This window comes from Pseudomonas sp. BCA17, assembly GCF_004519405.1.
Classification (GTDB): Bacteria; Pseudomonadota; Gammaproteobacteria; order Pseudomonadales; family Pseudomonadaceae; genus Aquipseudomonas.
Genome location: NZ_SGWI01000003.1, coordinates 589,865 through 607,099, shown reverse-complemented (window position 1 = coordinate 607,099; position 17,235 = coordinate 589,865). Strand labels below are relative to the sequence as shown.

At 61.1% G+C, this 17,235-nt stretch carries 14 protein-coding genes; 11 read left to right on the top strand and 3 right to left on the bottom strand.

Annotated features, from left to right (window positions below; translation table 11 throughout):
* Nucleotides 1-68: 68 nt before the first annotated feature.
* The 10 genes from betI to yccS all read left to right on the top strand — a co-directional run bounded on the left by betI (nt 69) and on the right by yccS (nt 14,883).
* Nucleotides 69-662: a transcriptional regulator BetI gene (gene betI, locus EXW71_RS15345; RefSeq protein WP_123717237.1), complete on the top strand. Its 594-nt coding sequence runs from the start codon at nt 69-71 to the stop codon at nt 660-662.
* A gap of 108 nt (nt 663-770) precedes the next feature.
* Nucleotides 771-2,243: a betaine-aldehyde dehydrogenase gene (gene betB, locus EXW71_RS15340; protein ID WP_134659094.1), complete on the top strand. Its 1,473-nt coding sequence runs from the start codon at nt 771-773 to the stop codon at nt 2,241-2,243.
* Nucleotides 2,244-2,371: 128 nt separating this feature from the next.
* On the top strand, nt 2,372-4,078 hold the full coding sequence (gene betA, locus EXW71_RS15335) for a choline dehydrogenase (protein WP_123717235.1): 1,707 nt from the start codon (nt 2,372-2,374) through the stop codon (nt 4,076-4,078).
* Nucleotides 4,079-4,250: 172 nt separating this feature from the next.
* On the top strand, nt 4,251-5,693 hold the full coding sequence (locus EXW71_RS15325; protein ID WP_134659096.1) for a TldD/PmbA family protein: 1,443 nt from the start codon (nt 4,251-4,253) through the stop codon (nt 5,691-5,693).
* Nucleotides 5,693-7,009: a TldD/PmbA family protein gene (locus EXW71_RS15320; protein ID WP_134659098.1), complete on the top strand. Its 1,317-nt coding sequence runs from the start codon at nt 5,693-5,695 to the stop codon at nt 7,007-7,009. The genes EXW71_RS15325 and EXW71_RS15320 overlap by 1 nt, the downstream gene beginning before the upstream one ends.
* Before the next feature lie 291 nt (nt 7,010-7,300).
* Entirely contained in the window at nt 7,301-8,149 is an 849-nt protein-coding gene (locus tag EXW71_RS15315) for an alpha/beta fold hydrolase (RefSeq protein WP_123717232.1), read from the top strand.
* Nucleotides 8,150-8,184: 35 nt separating this feature from the next.
* Nucleotides 8,185-9,591 (top strand): multidrug transporter subunit MdtD, encoded by a 1,407-nt coding sequence (mdtD, locus tag EXW71_RS15310; protein WP_134659100.1) that lies wholly within the window; start codon nt 8,185-8,187, stop codon nt 9,589-9,591.
* Nucleotides 9,592-9,798: 207 nt separating this feature from the next.
* Nucleotides 9,799-11,136 carry an ATP-dependent RNA helicase DbpA gene (gene dbpA, locus EXW71_RS15305; protein WP_248731085.1) on the top strand — a complete coding sequence of 446 codons (1,338 nt, stop codon included), beginning with the start codon at nt 9,799-9,801 and terminating at the stop codon, nt 11,134-11,136.
* 150 nt (nt 11,137-11,286) lie between these two features.
* On the top strand, nt 11,287-12,465 hold the full coding sequence (locus EXW71_RS15300) for an NAD(P)/FAD-dependent oxidoreductase (RefSeq protein WP_134659102.1): 1,179 nt from the start codon (nt 11,287-11,289) through the stop codon (nt 12,463-12,465).
* A gap of 234 nt (nt 12,466-12,699) precedes the next feature.
* Nucleotides 12,700-14,883 carry a YccS family putative transporter gene (gene yccS, locus EXW71_RS15295; protein WP_134659104.1) on the top strand — a complete coding sequence of 728 codons (2,184 nt, stop codon included), beginning with the start codon at nt 12,700-12,702 and terminating at the stop codon, nt 14,881-14,883.
* Between the two features lie 96 nt (nt 14,884-14,979).
* On the opposite strand, the gene EXW71_RS15290 is transcribed toward yccS, so the two are convergent.
* Nucleotides 14,980-15,717 (bottom strand): ABC transporter substrate-binding protein, encoded by a 738-nt coding sequence (locus EXW71_RS15290; protein ID WP_123717228.1) that lies wholly within the window; start codon nt 15,715-15,717, stop codon nt 14,980-14,982.
* 198 nt (nt 15,718-15,915) lie between these two features.
* On the opposite strand from EXW71_RS15290, the gene EXW71_RS15285 reads away from it, so the two are divergent.
* Nucleotides 15,916-16,368 carry a GNAT family N-acetyltransferase gene (locus EXW71_RS15285; RefSeq protein ID WP_134659106.1) on the top strand — a complete coding sequence of 151 codons (453 nt, stop codon included), beginning with the start codon at nt 15,916-15,918 and terminating at the stop codon, nt 16,366-16,368.
* A gap of 21 nt (nt 16,369-16,389) precedes the next feature.
* Here EXW71_RS15285 and EXW71_RS15280 read toward each other — a convergent pair whose 3' ends face one another.
* Nucleotides 16,390-16,686, bottom strand: coding sequence for a helix-turn-helix domain-containing protein (locus EXW71_RS15280; RefSeq protein ID WP_123717226.1), 297 nt, complete (start codon nt 16,684-16,686; stop codon nt 16,390-16,392).
* Between the two features lie 19 nt (nt 16,687-16,705).
* Nucleotides 16,706-17,206: a M48 family metallopeptidase gene (locus EXW71_RS15275; RefSeq protein ID WP_123717225.1), complete on the bottom strand. Its 501-nt coding sequence runs from the start codon at nt 17,204-17,206 to the stop codon at nt 16,706-16,708.
* Nucleotides 17,207-17,235: the final 29 nt, after the last annotated feature.

Sequence of the window (17,235 nt, the reverse complement as noted above, 5' to 3'; positions counted from 1 at the left end):
ACAAAATAGACTGGCCTTCAAGCCGACGGACGTCCAACGCCCGCCGCAGGCCTAAGGAGAGGTGCTACATGCCCAAGGTCGGTATGCAACCCATACGCCGCCAGCAGTTGATCGAAGCCACGTTGACGGCCATCGATCAGGTCGGAATGGGGGATGCCAGCATTGCGCTGATCGCCCGTTTGGCCGGCGTCTCGAACGGCATCATCAGTCACTACTTTCAGGACAAGAACGGCCTGATCGCCGCGACGATGCGGTACTTGATGAATGTGCTGATCGAGAACGTCCACGAACGCAGGCTCGCGTTGAAAGACGACAGCCCCCGTGCGCACCTGCAGGTGATCATCGGCGGCAACTTCGACGCCAGCCAGGTCAACGGCCCGGCAATGAAAACCTGGTTGGCCTTCTGGGCCGCCAGCATGCACCACCCGTCATTGCACAGGTTGCAGCGGATCAACGATCAGCGTCTGTATTCCAACCTGTGCTGCCAGTTTCGCCGAGTGCTGCCGCTGCCGCGTGCACGCAAAGCAGCCCGAGGCCTGGCGGCCCTGATCGACGGTTTGTGGTTGCGCGGCGCCCTGTCGGGAGACGCTTTCGACACGGAGCAGGCGCAACGGATCGCTTACGAATACATGGATTTCCAATTGGCCAAGCAGGTGAGTTAGAGCACACATAAACGCTCATCCCCTGAACGCTTCTGATCAGTGTCGCCAGGCCTTACGGCGCACTTTTTGGAGGTTAACGCCAACCACTTATGCACTTGCGAGGACTTTATGGCCCGTTTCGAACTGCAAAAACTCTACATTGACGGCGGCTACACCGACGCTGGCAGCGATGCCACCTTCGAAGCCATCAACCCGGCTAACGGTGAAGTTCTCGCCAAAGTGCAACGTGCTACGAAAGAAGACGTTGAACGCGCCGTCGTCAGCGCCGAAAAAGGCCAGAAGATCTGGGCTGCCATGACCGCCATGGAGCGTTCGCGCATCCTGCGCCGTGCCGTCGACATCCTGCGCGAGCGCAACGACGAGTTGGCCGCCCTGGAAACCCTGGACACGGGTAAAGCCATCTCCGAAACCAAATACGTCGACATCGTCACCGGCGCCGACGTGCTGGAATACTACGCAGGCCTGGTGCCGGCCATCGAAGGCGAACAGATCCCGCTGCGCGACACCTCGTTCGTCTACACCCGCCGCGAGCCGCTGGGCGTGGTAGCCGGTATCGGCGCGTGGAACTACCCGATCCAGATCGCCCTGTGGAAATCCGCACCGGCCCTGGCTGCCGGTAACGCAATGATCTTCAAACCAAGCGAAGTCACTTCGCTGACCACCCTGAAACTGGCCGAGATCTACACCGAAGCCGGCGTTCCGGCTGGCGTGTTCAACGTCCTGACCGGCAGCGGCCGTGAGGTCGGTACCTGGCTGACCGAGCACCCGCGCATCGAGAAAGTCTCGTTCACCGGCGGCACCGACACCGGCAAGAAAGTCATGGCCAGCGCTTCGAGCTCCTCGCTCAAAGACGTGACCATGGAACTGGGCGGCAAGTCGCCGTTGATCATTTTCGACGACGCCGACCTTGATCGCGCCGCCGACACCGCGATGATGGCCAACTTCTACAGCTCCGGTCAGGTCTGCACCAACGGCACCCGCGTGTTCGTGCCCAAGCACCTGCAAGCGGCGTTCGAAGCCAAGATCGTTGAGCGTGTTGCGCGCATTCGCGTTGGCAACCCGCAAGACGACAACACCAACTTCGGCCCGCTGGTCAGCTTTGCCCACATGGAAAGCGTGCTGGGCTACATCGCCAAAGGTAAGGAAGAAGGCGCGCGCCTGCTTTGCGGCGGCGACCGTCTGACCGCAGGCGAATTCGCCAAAGGCGCATTTGTGGCCCCGACCGTATTCACCGACTGCACCGACGGCATGACCATCGTCCGTGAAGAAATCTTCGGCCCAGTGATGAGCATCCTCACTTACGAGACCGAAGAAGAAGTGATCCGCCGCGCCAACGACACTGACTTCGGCCTGGCTGCCGGCCTGGTCACCAAAGACCTGAACCGCGCCCACCGCGTGATTCATCAGTTGGACGCGGGCATCTGCTGGATCAACGCCTGGGGCGAATCCGACGCGAAGATGCCGGTCGGCGGCTACAAGCAATCCGGTGTTGGCCGCGAGAACGGCATCAGCTCGCTGAACAACTTCACCCGCATCAAATCGGTACAGGTTGAGCTGGGCGACTACGCATCAGTGTTCTGATGAGCCCCAAGCGGCAAGCTTCAAGCTGCAAGTAAAAGCAGCTTGGTTTGCCGCACCTCCCAGATACACCGCTCGCTGCTCTTTCCAGCAGCTTGAAGCTTGGAGCTTGCCGCTCCCAAGGAGACCCCATGACTCAAGAATACGACTACATCATTGTTGGCGCAGGTTCTGCGGGCAACACCTTAGCGACCCGTCTGACCGAAGACGAAGGCGTCACCGTTCTGCTGCTGGAAGCCGGCGGCCCTGACTACCGCTTCGACTTCCGCACGCAAATGCCGGCGGCGTTGGCGTTCCCGCTGCAAGGCCGCCGCTACAACTGGGCCTATGAAACCGACCCGGAACCCCACATGGACGGTCGTCGCATGGAATGTGGTCGCGGCAAGGGCCTGGGCGGCTCTTCCCTGATCAACGGCATGTGCTACATCCGTGGTAACGCGATGGACTACGACGGCTGGGCGAAACTGCCGGGCCTGGAAGACTGGACCTACCTCGACTGCCTGCCGTATTTCCGCAAAGCCGAAACCCGCGACATCGGCCCCAACGACTGGCACGGTGGCGATGGCCCGGTCAGCGTGACCACGCCAAAAGCCGGCAACAACCCGCTGTTCCACGCCATGGTTGAAGCCGGCGTGCAAGCCGGCTACCCGCGCACCGAAGACCTGAACGGCTACCAGCAAGAAGGCTTCGGCCCGATGGACCGTACCGTCACGCCAAAAGGCCGTCGCGCCAGCACCGCACGCGGTTATCTGGACACCGCCAAGAAGCGCTCGACGCTGACCATCGTCACTCACGCCCTCAGCGACAAAGTGCTGTTTGAAGGCAAGCGTGCCGTTGGCGTGCGTTACTTGATCGGGGCAGCCGAAGAGCGCGTTGAAGCCCGTGCACGCAAAGAAGTGATCGTATGCAGCGGCGCCATTGGTTCGCCGCAGCTGCTGCAACGTTCCGGCGTTGGCCCGGCCAAGCTGCTGGAAAGCCTCGACATCCCGGTGGTCCACGACCTGCCGGGCGTCGGCGAAAACCTGCAGGATCACCTCGAGCTGTACCTGCAATACGCCTGCACCCAACCGGTGTCACTGTACCCCTCGCTGCTCTGGTACAACCAGCCGGCCATCGGTGCCGAGTGGTTGTTCAACGGCACCGGCATCGGCGCCAGCAACCAGTTCGAAGCGGGCGGTTTCATCCGTACCCGTGAAGAGTTCGAATGGCCGAACATCCAGTACCACTTCCTGCCGGTCGCGATTAACTACAACGGCAGCAACGGCGTGAAAGAGCACGGTTTCCAGGCGCACATGGGCTCCATGCGTTCGCCAAGCCGTGGTCGCATCCAGCTGAAGTCGAAGAACCCACGGGACTACCCGAGCATTCTCTTCAACTACATGTCCACCGAGCAGGACTGGCAGGAATTTCGCGACGGCATCCGCCTGACCCGTGAAATCATGCAGCAACCGGCCCTGGACCCCTACCGTGGCCGCGAAATCAGCCCGGGCATCGATGTGCAAACCGATGAGCAACTGGACAAGTTCATCCGCGAGCACGCCGAAACCGCGTTCCACCCGTCCTGCTCGTGCAAGATGGGCACCGACGACATGGCGGTCGTGGACGGCGAAGGCCGTGTGCATGGCATGCAAGGTCTGCGTGTGGTCGATGCGTCGATCATGCCGATCATCACCACCGGCAACCTGAACGCGCCGACGATCATGATCGCCGAGAAAATCGCCGACAAGATCCGTGGCCGCCAGCCACTGCCGCGCAGCACCGCCGATTACTACGTGGCCGGCAATGCGCCGGTGCGTGGCAAACCGTTGCGTGAAGTGGGCCCTCTGCGCAATAACTGACGTACTTTGTGGCGAGGGAGCTTGCTCCCGCTGGAGTGCGAAGCGCTCCCAAGCTTTTGGGGCCGCTGCGCAGCCCAGCGGGAGCAAGCTCCCTCGCCACAGGTGCTCACCTCCTCCTTGATCGGCTACTCTGTTCGCTTGCCCGCGCCGAGCCGCCCACAAGGAAGGCCCCATGTTCGACCACCACGCCACGCTCAAAAAACATTTCAGTGCCCTGCGCACCACCGCCGAATTCTTCTCGCTGCGCTACGTACGCGAATCCGGCCAATACTTGTCAGTGCGCAAAAACGTCGCCGAACCGCCCCACCTGAGCCACGACGAAGGCGCCATGCTGACCGTGCGTCTCAATGGCGTGGAAGCGTATGCCGCGACCAACGATATTTCCCTGGCCGGCCTGCAGGCGGCCCTCGAACGCGCCGAACAGCAAGCCCGCCTGATCAAGCCCCACGCCCTGCTCGACCTGCGCGACCAACCGGTCTCCAGCGACGTCGCCGACTACCTGTCCCCCGACCTCGACCAGCCCTTCCCGTCCTTGAGCGACTGCTACCAGCTGCTGGGCAACGAATCGGCCGCCGTGCCCAAAGACGAGCGCCTGGTCAGCTGGGACGTGAGCCTGGGCCTGACCCACGTCGAGCAGATCTACCTCAACAGTGCGGGCGCCCAATTGCGCCAGGCCCAGCGCTTTGTGTTCCCCGGCGTCAATGTCACGGCCTATGACGGCAACGACAGCCAGACACGCACCCTGGGCGGCAGCAACTTCGGCCAGCAAGGCGGGTTCGATGTGATCAGCCGCTTCGGCCTGGTCGGCGCCGCGCCGCGCATCGCCGATGAAGCCCTGCAACTGCTTGCCGCGCCGAACACGCCCCACGGCCCGCGCGACCTGTTGCTGATGCCCGACCAGATGATCCTGCAGATCCACGAATCCATCGGCCACCCGCTGGAGATGGACCGCATCCTGGGCGACGAGCGTAATTACGCCGGCACCAGTTTTGTCAAAGCAAGCGACTTCGGCCACCTGCAATACGGCTCACCGTTGCTCAACGTGACCTTCGACCCCGACATTCCCGAACAACTGGCCAGCTACGGCCACGACGACGAAGGCACCCAGGCCAGCAAACAATTCCTGATCCGTGAAGGCCTGCTGCTCAAGCCGTTGGGCGGTGCGTTGTCGCAATTCCGCTCGGGCCTGGGCGGCGTGGCCAACAGTCGTGCCAGCAGTTGGAACCGTCCACCAATTGATCGCATGGCCAACTTGAACATCGAAGCGGGCGACAAGAGCCTCGCACAACTGATCGGCGGCATCGAAAACGGCATCCTGATGTCGACGAACCGCTCGTGGTCCATCGACGATGCGCGCAATAAATTCCAGTTCGGCTGCGAATGGGGCCAGTTGATCGAAAACGGCGAGCTCAAGGGCGTGGTGAAAAACCCCAACTACCGGGCGATTTCCGCGCAGTTCTGGCGCAACCTCAGCGCCGTCGGCGACGCCAGCACCTTCAAGGTGCTGGGCACGCCGAACTGCGGCAAGGGCGAACCCAACCAGGTCATCCGAGTCGGCCATGCCTCGCCCGCCTGTGTATTCAGCAATGTCGATGTATTTGGGGGAGATGCCTGATGAACAACTTCAAGGCACTGGTGGAATGGCTCAAGCAGGCCATCACCGACAAGGAGCAATTTCATTTGGGCTACGCGGATGAAGCGTCCGAGTTCGTACGCTTCAACCACGCGCAGGTGCGCCAGGCCGGGCAAGTGCAACAAGCCAGCCTCAACCTGAAACTGATCAACGAGGGCCGCCACGCCGACCTGGGTATCACCCTGTCCGGCGAACCCGAACTGGACCGCCAACGCCTGGCCGACGGCCTGCAACAATTGCGCGAGACCTTGCCGTTGCTGCCGCAGGACCCGTACCTGCTGCTGAACCACAACGCCTGGAAGAGCCACAATGAACAGGCGCGACCGCTGCCGGAACTGGCCCAGGTATTGGACGCGATCAACCAGGCCGCCGAGGGTGTCGACCTGGTCGGTTTCTACGCCGCAGGTCCGATCAGTCGGGGTTTCGCCAGTTCGGACGGGGCCTTTGGCTGGCATCGAGCCAACAGTTTCAACTTTGATTTCAGCCTGTTCCACGCCAATGGCGAAGCGGTAAAAGCCAGCTACGCCGGGCACACCTGGAACAGTGCCGAGTTCGCCGCGCGCTTCCAGCAAGCCCGCGAACAACTGGCGTTTCTCGGTCGCCCACTGCACCCACTGGCCCCTGGGCAATACCGCGCCTACCTCGCGCCGGCGGCGCTGGAGGAAATCATCAGCATCATCACCTGGGGCGGGTTCTCCGCCCAGGCCATCGCCAGCAAAGGCAGTTCGCTGCAAAAGCTGTATGCCGGTGAACAGTCGTTGAGCCCGCTGGTGACGCTCGATGAGCAAATCAGCGGCTCGCTCAGCCAGGCGTTTTCCACCGAAGGCTACCCTCGCGCGGACGTTACGCTGATCAATGGCGGCAAGGCAGAAGGCCAATTGATCAACTCACGCAGCGCCGCCGAATACGGCTTGAGCACCAACGGCGCCAGCAGTGATGAATCCCCGAGTGCGCTGCAAATGGCCGCAGGCAACCTGACCCAGGCCGATATTCTCAAGCAGTTGGGCACCGGCCTGTACATCAGCAACCTGTGGTACCTGAACTACTCCGACCTGCCGGCGGGGCGCCTCACCGGCATGACCCGTTTTGCCACGTTCTGGGTGGAAGACGGCGAGATCAAGGCGCCCGTCAGTACCATGCGGTTTGATGACAGCGTGTACAACCTGCTCGGCGCGCAATTGGAAGCGCTGACCGCTGAGCGGGAATTGCTGTTGTCGCCGAGCACTTACGACCGGCGCAACACGGCCTCAAACCTGCTGCCGGGGGCGCTGGTCAAGCGCCTTACGCTGACATTGTAAAAACATCCCCTGGTGGACGCGGGATTGCTCACCAAGGGGCTGGTTCAGTCAAATGTTCCAACTGAACCACCCCCTTCGTGAGCAAGCCTGCCCACATTGCTTTGTATTGATTTCAGACACCTCGTTTTGCCCCTTCCTACCGCAAAATCCTATCTCGCCGTTCTCTGCGTGCGGCTGGTTGTCGCACATCTCAAACCTCGTTATAAGGGTTAGTGGCATCCCGCCACCCACCCGATGCGTCCCTCTATGACGCATGACCTTGCCTGGGATTAAGCAAGTTGGAGCGTTGACATGGACCATGGAAGTTTTGTCATCAAGAACCTGTTCAAGCACTACAACGTCCACGTTGAACAGCTAGGTAAGCATCCGCAAAAAAACACCGTGCTCATGGTCAATGGGGCACTGTCCACCACGCGCTCCTTTGCCCGCACCAGCAAATGCCTGGCCGAGCATTTCAATGTGCTGCTGTTTGACTTGCCCTTTTCGGGCTACTCCCGCGAACACAATACCGACCTCGACCTGGTGACCAAGGACGATGAAGTCCAAATACTCCGCGCCCTGGTGGAGCGCTTTGAGGTCAACCATCTGGTATCGGCCTCCTGGGGTGGCATTTCTACCTTGCTGACCCTGGCGCATAACCCGCCCTCCATCAAAAGCTCGGTGGTGATGGCCCTGGCGCCCAACCTTAACCAGGCCATGCTCGATTACGTGGAACGCGTGCGCGTGCTGATCGAGGCCGATGACAAATCCGCCGTCGGGCATCTGCTCAACGAGACCGTCGGCAAATACCTGTCGCCACGCCTCAAGCGCAATAACCATCGACACCTGTCGACCATGGCCACCACCGAGTACCGCCAGGCGCGCTTCCACATTCACCAAGTGCTGGCCTTGGGCGATGGCAACTACCTGCCGGCGCTCAAGCGGATTGAAACACCGGTGCATTTCCTGAACGGCGCCCTGGACGAATACACCCCGGCCGCCGAGGCGCAGTTGTTCAAGCAATACGTGGGGCGAAGCAGCTTTGCCGTGGCCGAACACACGGGCCACTTGCTGGACCTTGAATCCAACGAAGCCGCGTCGGCGGTGCACCGTGAACTGCTGGATTTCCTGGTGGGAAAAGGCGCAACGAATGGCGCATAATCGCCGACACATAGCCTGCTAACAAAAGGGTCCACATGCCGAATCGCGCCCCTCTCGATGCCAAGACCGCCCGCTGGCTACCCTGGGTGGTAGCGATTGCCTTCTTCATGCAGTCGCTGGACGGGACGATTCTCAACACGGCACTCCCGGCCATGGCCCGGGACCTCGCGGAAAACCCACTGCGCATGCAAGGGGTGGTGATTGCCTACATGCTCACCGTCGCCTTGCTAATTCCGGCCTCGGGCTGGATCGCCGATCGCTTCGGCACCAAGAAAATCTTCTTTGGCGCGATCATGCTGTTCAGCATTGGTTCGCTGCTGTGCGCCCTGTCGAGCAGCTTGACCATGCTGGTAGGCGCACGCGTGATCCAGGGCTTGGGCGGTGCATTGATGCTGCCGGTCGGGCGATTGGTGGTGTTACGTGCCTACCCTCGCTCGGAACTGGTGCGCATCATGGGCTTCATTACCATCCCCGGCCTGCTCGGGCCGCTGCTTGGCCCGACCATGGGCGGCTGGATGGTGCAATACCTGACTTGGCACTGGATCTTCCTGATCAACCTGCCGGTGGGCATGATCGGCTGCTACGCCGTCTGGAAACTCATCCCGGACCTGCGCGGCAGCGAGCGCACACGCTTCGACGGCGTCGGTTTTGTGCTGTTCGGCGCGGCAATGGTGCTAATCACCATTGCCATGGAGGGCCTGGGCGAACTGCACTTGCCGCACCTGCGGGTGATGTTGCTGCTGTTCAGCGGGCTGGCGTGCCTGGCGGCGTACTGGCTGCGTGCCGGGCATATCGATAACCCGCTGTTTTCACCGGTGCTGTTCAAGACCCGCACCTTCGCCGTGGGCATCCTCGGCAACCTGTTCGCACGGCTGGGCAGCGGCGCCCTGCCGTTCCTGGTGCCGTTGCTGTTGCAGGTGGCATTGGGTTACTCGCCGTCGGAAGCCGGGATGAGCATGCTGCCGCTGGCGGCGGCGGCGATGTTTGCCAAGTCTATTGCGCGCACATTGATCGAGCGCCTGGGCTATCGCATCGTGCTGACCGGCAACACCTTGTTCCTCGGCATCATGCTGGCAAGCATGGGCCTGGTGAGCGAGCAAACGCCCTACCCGCTGCTGTTGTGCATGCTGGCGGTGCTCGGGGCGATCAACTCCCTGCAATTTACGGCAATGAACACCGTCACCCTGATCGACCTGGACGACGCCCAGGCCAGCAGCGGCAACAGCTTACTGTCGGTGGTCGCGCAATTGTCCCTCAGCCTCGGCGTAGCCTGTGCCGGTGCGTTGCTCGGCGGCTTTACCGCCGAAACCGGCAATGACGGGGTAGAAAGCGTACTCGGCGCATTCCAGTTGACCTTCCTCACCGTGGGCATCATGGCGATGCTGGCGGCAGCGATCTTCCTGCAGTTGTCGCCTAAAAGCGGCGTCAAGATGCAGGCTTGAAGCCTTAAGCTGCAAGCTGCAAGCCTTAAGCTACCGCTCTACACTTGCAGCTTGCCGCTCACAACTTGCCACTGCCCGCCCCCCCTCGTCCGGAACATGCAGGGAATTTCGCGGCGGGCTGATACACTACGCGACATTTTGTTTTGCAGAGCCAGTTCCGTGACTACCATCGCCACCGCTTTTAATACTTTGCCCCTGTCCGCCGCCATGCTGGCTAACCTCGACTCGCTGGGTTATGTCGAGATGACGCAGATCCAGGCGCAGAGCTTGCCGGTGATCCTCAAGGGGCTGGACCTGATTGCCCAGGCCAAGACCGGCAGCGGCAAGACCGCCGCATTCGGCATCGGCCTGTTGAACCCGATCAACCCGCGCTATTTCGGCTGCCAGGCCCTGGTCATGTGCCCGACCCGTGAGCTGGCCGACCAGGTTGCCAAGGAAATCCGCCGCCTGGCCCGCGCAGAAGACAACATCAAGGTGCTGACCCTGTGCGGCGGTGTGTCCCTCGGCCCGCAGATCGCCTCCCTGGAACATGGCGCCCACGTCATCGTCGGCACCCCGGGCCGCATCCAGCAGCACCTGCGTAAAGGTTCGTTGGTGCTGGACGGCTTGAACACGCTGATCCTCGACGAAGCCGACCGCATGCTCGACATGGGTTTCTACGACGCCATCGAAGACATCATCAGCCAGACCCCAGCGCGCCGCCAGACCTTGCTGTTCTCAGCCACCTACCCGGTGAGCATCAAGCAACTGGCCTCGAAATTCATGCGTGCGCCACAGCAGGTGAAAGCCGAGGCGTTCCACTCCGACGACCAGATCGAGCAGCGTTTCTACGAGATTTCGCCGGATGAACGCATGACCGCCGTGACCAAGGTGCTGGCGCATTTCCGCCCGGCCTCTTGCGTGGCCTTCTGCTTTACCAAGCAGCAAGTGCAGGAAACCGTGGATCACCTGACCGCCAAGGGCATTTCCGCCGTTGGCCTGCATGGCGACCTGGAACAGCGCGACCGTGACCAGGTGCTGGCGATGTTCGCCAACCGCAGTACTTCAGTGCTGGTTGCCACCGACGTGGCCGCCCGTGGCCTGGACATTGACTCGCTGGACATGGTGATCAACGTCGAACTGGCACGCGACTCGGAAATTCACATTCACCGCGTGGGCCGTACCGGCCGTGCCGGTGAGACGGGCATCGCGATCAGCCTGGTGGCGCCGTCCGAAGCGCACCGCGCCCAGGCCATCGAACAGTTGCAGAAAACCCCGCTGAACTGGGACCAACTGGACAATCTCAAGCCACAAAGCGGTGGCCCGCTGTTGCCGCAGATGAGCACGTTGTGCATTGCGGCCGGCCGTAAAGACAAGGTCCGCCCGGGCGATATCCTCGGTGCACTGACGGGTGAAGCCGGCATTCCCGGCGCCCAGGTCGGCAAGATTGCGATCTTCGATTTCCAGGCGTTCGTCGCCGTGGAGCGCGGGATCGCCAAGCAGGCGCTGCAGCGTTTGAATGACGGCAAGATCAAAGGCCGTTCGTTGCGCGTTCGCATCCTGTAACGACACCAACGCCCCCTGCAGGAGCGAGCCTGCTCGCGAAAAACCTTGGCGCGCCGCGTTTGACCAGACAGCACGCGTCATCGTTGAAGTTTTTTGCGAGCAGGCTCGCTCCTACGGGAATCGTATCGATTCATGTATGAGGACACCGTTTTGCGCTCGACCGAAGTTGTGATCATTGGCGCCGGCGCCGCAGGCTTGATGTGTGCACTGACCGCCGCCGGGCGTGGGCGCAAGGTGATGTTGGTCGACCATGCGAACAAGGCCGGCAAGAAGATCCTGATGTCGGGCGGTGGCCGCTGCAATTTCACCAATATGTACACCGAGCCGGCCAACTTTCTCTCGCACAACGCGCACTTCTGCAAATCCGCCCTGGCCCGCTACACCCAGTGGGATTTTATCGGGCTGGTGGCCAAGCACGGCGTGCCGTATCACGAGAAGAAACTCGGCCAGCTGTTCTGCGATAACAAGTCCAGCGACATCCTCGGCATGCTGCTCGATGAGTGCATCCAGACCGGCGTAGACCTGCATCTGGACACCTCCATCCAGGAGATCGCCAAGGTCGACGGGAGCTACCAATTGCAGACCACCCTGGGCGAACTGCGCTGCGAATCCCTGGTAATCGCCACCGGGGGGCTGTCGATTCCGACCCTGGGCGCTACCGGTTTTGGTTATCAGGTCGCCAGGCAATTCGGCCATGAAATACTGCCGACCCGCGCGGGCCTGGTGCCATTCACCATCACCGATCAGCTCAAGGAGCTGTGTGGCGAGTTGTCCGGCACCTCCGTGGATTGCCTGGTCACCTGCAACGACCAGAGCTTTCGCGAGAATATCCTGTTCACCCATCGCGGCCTCAGCGGCCCGGCGATTTTGCAGATTTCTTCGTACTGGGAGTCCGGCGACACGGTGGAGATCAACCTGCTGCCCGACCATGACGCCCACACCTGGCTGCAACAGCAACAGGTCGAGCATCCGAACAGCGAGTTGAAAACCCTGCTGGGCGAAATCTTCACCAAGAAGATGGCCAACCTGCTGGCGCAAAGCTGGTTCGTGTCCAAGCCGATGAAGCAGTACACCCACGCCGAAATCGCCGAGATCGCACACAAGCTGTCGAGCTGGCAGTTGGTGCCCGCGGGCACCGAGGGCTATCGCACGGCCGAGGTGACGCTCGGCGGGGTGGATACGCGAGAGGTCTCGTCCAAAACCATGGAGTCGCTGAAAAGCCCGGGCCTGTACTTCATCGGCGAAGTGTTGGATGTGACCGGTCACCTGGGGGGCTTCAACTTCCAGTGGGCCTGGGCGTCGGGCTATGCCGCCGCACAATATGCCTGACGGAACCGCATCAAAAAATGTGCGAGGGGGCTTGCTCCCGATAGCGGTGGGTCAGCTACAGATAAGCGGACTGACCCACTTCCATCGGCAGCAAGCCCCTTCCCATTTGGATTGCATTCCACATTGAGAATGGGTGGCGGGAATAAATTTTGCTGTCGGATGTGATCGCCACGCTTGCCGTGGCGTCATTACTGGCTCAATTTAGCGGCATCGTCCCGGAAGACTCCAGACTTCATGTCATCGACCTCGTTCAAGCAGTCCATGCGGCGCCTGTGGGCGCTGGATAAATTCAGTTACAGCGTACGGGTATTCATCGCCCTCACCGGCAGCATGGCGCTGTGCTGGTATCAGGATGAAATGACGCTGCTGATCCCGTTGTTCCTGGGAATTATCGCCAGCGCCCTGGCCGAGACCGATGACAGCTGGCAAGGCCGCCTCAATGCCCTGGCGGTGACGCTGGTGTGTTTCAGCATCGCGGCACTGTCGGTGGAACTGCTGTTCCCTTACCCCTGGATCTTTGCGATTGCCCTGGCCCTGGCCAGTTTCGGCCTGACCATGCTCGGGGCGCTGGGCGAACGCTATGGTGCGATAGCCTCGGCGACGCTGATCCTGTCGGTGTACACCATGATCGGCGTGGACCAGCGTGGTGGTGCCGTCACGGATTTCTGGCATGAACCTCTGCTGCTGGTGGCCGGTGCAGCCTGGTACGGCGTGCTGTCGGTGCTGTGGCAGGCGCTGTTTTCCAACCAGCCGGTACAACAGAGCCTGGCGCGGTTGTTCCGTGAGCTGGGACGCTACCTCAAACTGAAATCGTCGCTGTTCGAGCCTATTCGCCAATTGGATGTGGAAGCACGGCGCCTGGAATTGGCCCAGCAAAATGGCCGGGTAGTTGCGGCGTTGAACGCGGCGAAGGAAATCATCCTGCACCGTGTGGGCAATGGTCGGCCAGGTTCGAAAGTCAGCCGCTACCTGAAACTGTATTTCCTCGCCCAGGACATTCACGAACGCGCCAGCTCCTCTCACTATCCCTACAACGCCCTGGCCGAAGCCTTCTTCCACAGCGACGTGCTGTTCCGTTGCCAGCGCCTGCTGCGCCAGCAGGGCAAAGCCTGCCAGACCCTGGCCGAATCTATTCAGCTGCGCCAGCCGTTCATCTATGACGACAGCTTCGCCGAAGCCCTGGGTGACTTGAATGCATCCCTGGAGCACCTGCGTATCCAGAGCAACCCGGCCTGGCGCGGCCTGCTGCGTTCGCTGCGTGCCCTGGCGGCCAACCTGTCCACGCTCGACCGCCTGCTGAGCGACGCCAGCAACCCCGACGCCTTGGCCGACGCTACCGACAGCAGCTTGCTCGACCGCTCGCCGCGCAACTTCAAAGAGATGTGGACGCGCCTGCGCACCCAGCTGACGCCGACGTCGTTGCTGTTTCGCCATGCTTTGCGTCTGCCGCTGGCCCTGAGCATCGGCTACGGCATGGTGCATTTGATTCACCCGTCCCAGGGCTACTGGATCATCCTCACCACGCTGTTCGTATGCCAACCCAATTACGGCGCGACGCGACGCAAGCTCGGCCAGCGGATCATCGGCACCGCCATCGGCCTCACCGTGGCCTGGGCGCTGTTCGACCTGTTCCCAAGCCCGCTGGTGCAATCGATGTTCGCCATCGCCGCCGGCCTGGTGTTCTTTATCAACCGCACCACCCGCTACACCCTGGCCACGGCGGCGATCACCCTGATGGTGCTGTTCTGTTTCAACCAGGTAGGCGACGGCTACGGGCTGTTCCTGCCACGCCTGTTCGATACCTTGCTCGGTAGCGTGATCGCGGGTCTGGCGGTGTTCCTGTTCCTGCCGGACTGGCAAGGCCGGCGCCTGAACAAAGTACTGGCCAATACCCTGACCTGTAACAGCATCTACCTGCGCCAGATCATGCAGCAATACGCCGTCGGTAAAAGCGACGACCTGGCCTACCGTCTGGCCCGCCGCAATGCACACAACGCCGACGCGGCGCTGTCCACTACCCTGGCGAACATGCTGATGGAACCGGGGCACTTCCGTAAGGAAGCCGACGTGGGTTTCCGCTTCCTGGTGTTGTCCCATACCTTGCTCAGTTATCTGTCAGGGTTGGGCGCGCACCGTGAAACCCAACTGCCGGCCGAAGTACGTGAACATTTGATCGAGGGTGCTGGCAATACCCTGGCGGCGAGCATCGATGAAATCGCCACGGGGCTGGCCAACAAGCAGCCCATTGCGATTCAGAGCGATGCCGAGGAAGCGATGGCCGCGGAGCTTGAGCAGATGCCGGATGAGATCGACGAAGGGCAGCGTCTGGTGCAGACGCAATTGGCGTTGATCTGTCGGCAATTGGGGCCGTTGCGCACGTTGGCGGCGCATCTGATCAAGGATACCGGCGCAGTCTGAGCCACTATCGGGAGCAAGCCCCGTCTCACGTTGGGTCGGGTTTACACAATCGAAATGTGGGCGAAGGCTTGCCCTCGATGAGGTCCGGGAAAAACACTACATCCCGTGCTCTTTCATCAACCGCTCATAACTGCCATCAGCCTTCATCCTGGCAATCTCCCGATCAAAGCCGGCAACAATCTGGGCATGGTCCGGGTTCTTCAGGCTAACCAGGATATGCAGGCTGTTCTCGCTCAGCGGCTTGGGCAGAAACTCCACGGCATTGCGCACCCGGGGCGACTCCCGCGCCAGGTAGTAGCGGGCAACATATTCATCTTCCAGCGTCAGCCTGACGCGCTGTGCAGCGAGCATGCGCACGGCCATGGCGAAGTTGTGCACCGGCACCTTCTGCAACAGCGTGTCCTGATCGAAGGCTGACGAATAGGCATACCCACGCACGACAGCGACAGGTTCACCGTGCAGTTGCTCCAGGTTCTGGTAGTCGATAGGGTCGTCGCGGCGCTTGATGAAACGCACGCGGTTGAGCAGGTATTCACCGGAAAACTCCCCCAGCTGCGTGCGGGCATCGTCGTACCAGGCATTGATCAGCACGTCGTAGCGCCCGTCGCCAACCCCCATCAGCGCGCGAGCCCAGGGCACCTGCTCGAAATCGCTGGCGTACCCGGCGCGGGCCAACGCCGTGCTGACGATATCGGTGGCCAGACCGCCGTTGACCAAGGTCGAATCAGTGAACGGTGGCCAGGCATCCGCGACCAGGCGCAAACGCTGCGCCAGCGCGGGCTGGGCCAGCAACAACACTGCAATCAAAGCAACGGCACGAGAAAATCGCGGCATGCTCAAAGTCCTTGGCGGGCAGGCGATGGCCTGATAACAGTAGCTCATCAATGAACCTGCATTGCAGATTACACAAAGAAGTCAGCGCCGGACGCAGAGAATGATGGCAAATTGACGCCATTCACAAAAATGCACGATTTAGACAGCAGCCGTCGACGCGCTTACTATCCGGTACAGGTATTTCCAAGAGCACACATCATGACGGTTGATTGGGTCTGTAAGCATCACGACGATTTGGGCAAAGAACAGCTCTACGCCATCCTGCACCTGCGCAACGAAGTGTTTGTCGTGGAGCAGAAATGCGTTTATCAGGACATCGACGGGCAGGACCTGTCAGGCGATACCCACCACCTGATGGCCTGGAAAGATGATGAACTGGTGGCGTACCTGCGCCTGCTGGACCCGGAGTCCCAGGGCGGCGACGTGGTAATTGGCCGAGTCATCGTAGCCCCTTCGGCGCGCGGTACCGGCCTTGGGCACCAGATGATGGAAGAGGCGCTCAAGCGCATTGCTGATATCTGGCCTGACATGCCGATCTTTCTGTCAGCCCAGGCGCATTTGCAGGGGTACTACGGGCGGTACGGATTTGTGGTGGCAGGCGAGGAATACCTCGAGGACGATATTCCCCATATTGGTATGCGCCGCGCCTGATCACGCCATCGGGAGCAACGCTCAGGGGTAACCCAACACCTGCTTGATCTGGCCGAGATTTGCCTCGATCCAGCGCCGATCAATCGCACCCCAGCTGCGAATCCGATAGTGCCCGGCATGGTTGCGGGCACCGTCTTCCTGTTCGAACTCACACACAATATCCAGATCGGCCAGGGCCGTAATCGTGTCCTGCGCCGTGCGCCGGGGCATACCGGTGACGTCGGTCAGTGCCGGGACATTGCTGGCCAACTGGCTGTCGATCAAGTACGCCACGTACAAGCGGCGGTAAAAGCTGCTTTTGGTCTTGCTCACATCCATGGTCATTCGCCTCGTGCGGTCAGGGCTTGCCCTGCAGGTCGCGATACGTGAGGTACACCCGCAGGTCGAATTCCACCTGATGGTAACCCGGCATCATGTAGTCGCAGAGTTTGTAGAACGCCTTGTTGTGGTCCGATTCCTTGAAGTGCGCCAGTTCATGTACCACGATCATGCGTAGAAACTCCGGCGCCGCCTCCTTGAACAACGCGGCAATGCGGATCTCTTTCTTGGCCTTGAGGTTGCCGCCCTGCACCCGGGAGACCGTGGTGTGCAAACCCAATGCGCGATGGGTCAGGTCCAGGCGGTTATCGAACAACACTTTGTCGATGGCCGGGGCATTGCGCAGGTGTTCCTGCTTGAGTGCCAACGCGTAGGCATACAGCGCTTTATCGCTCTGCACCGCGTGGCGCTCGGGATAACGCTGCTCCAGGTAGGCGCCCAACTGGTCTTTGGCGATCAGTTGGCGCACCTGCTCCTGGAGCGCGGCGGGATAGGCCTGGAGGTATTTCAACGCAGTCATGGGGGTCTGCAACGGGGCTCGAAAGGCCA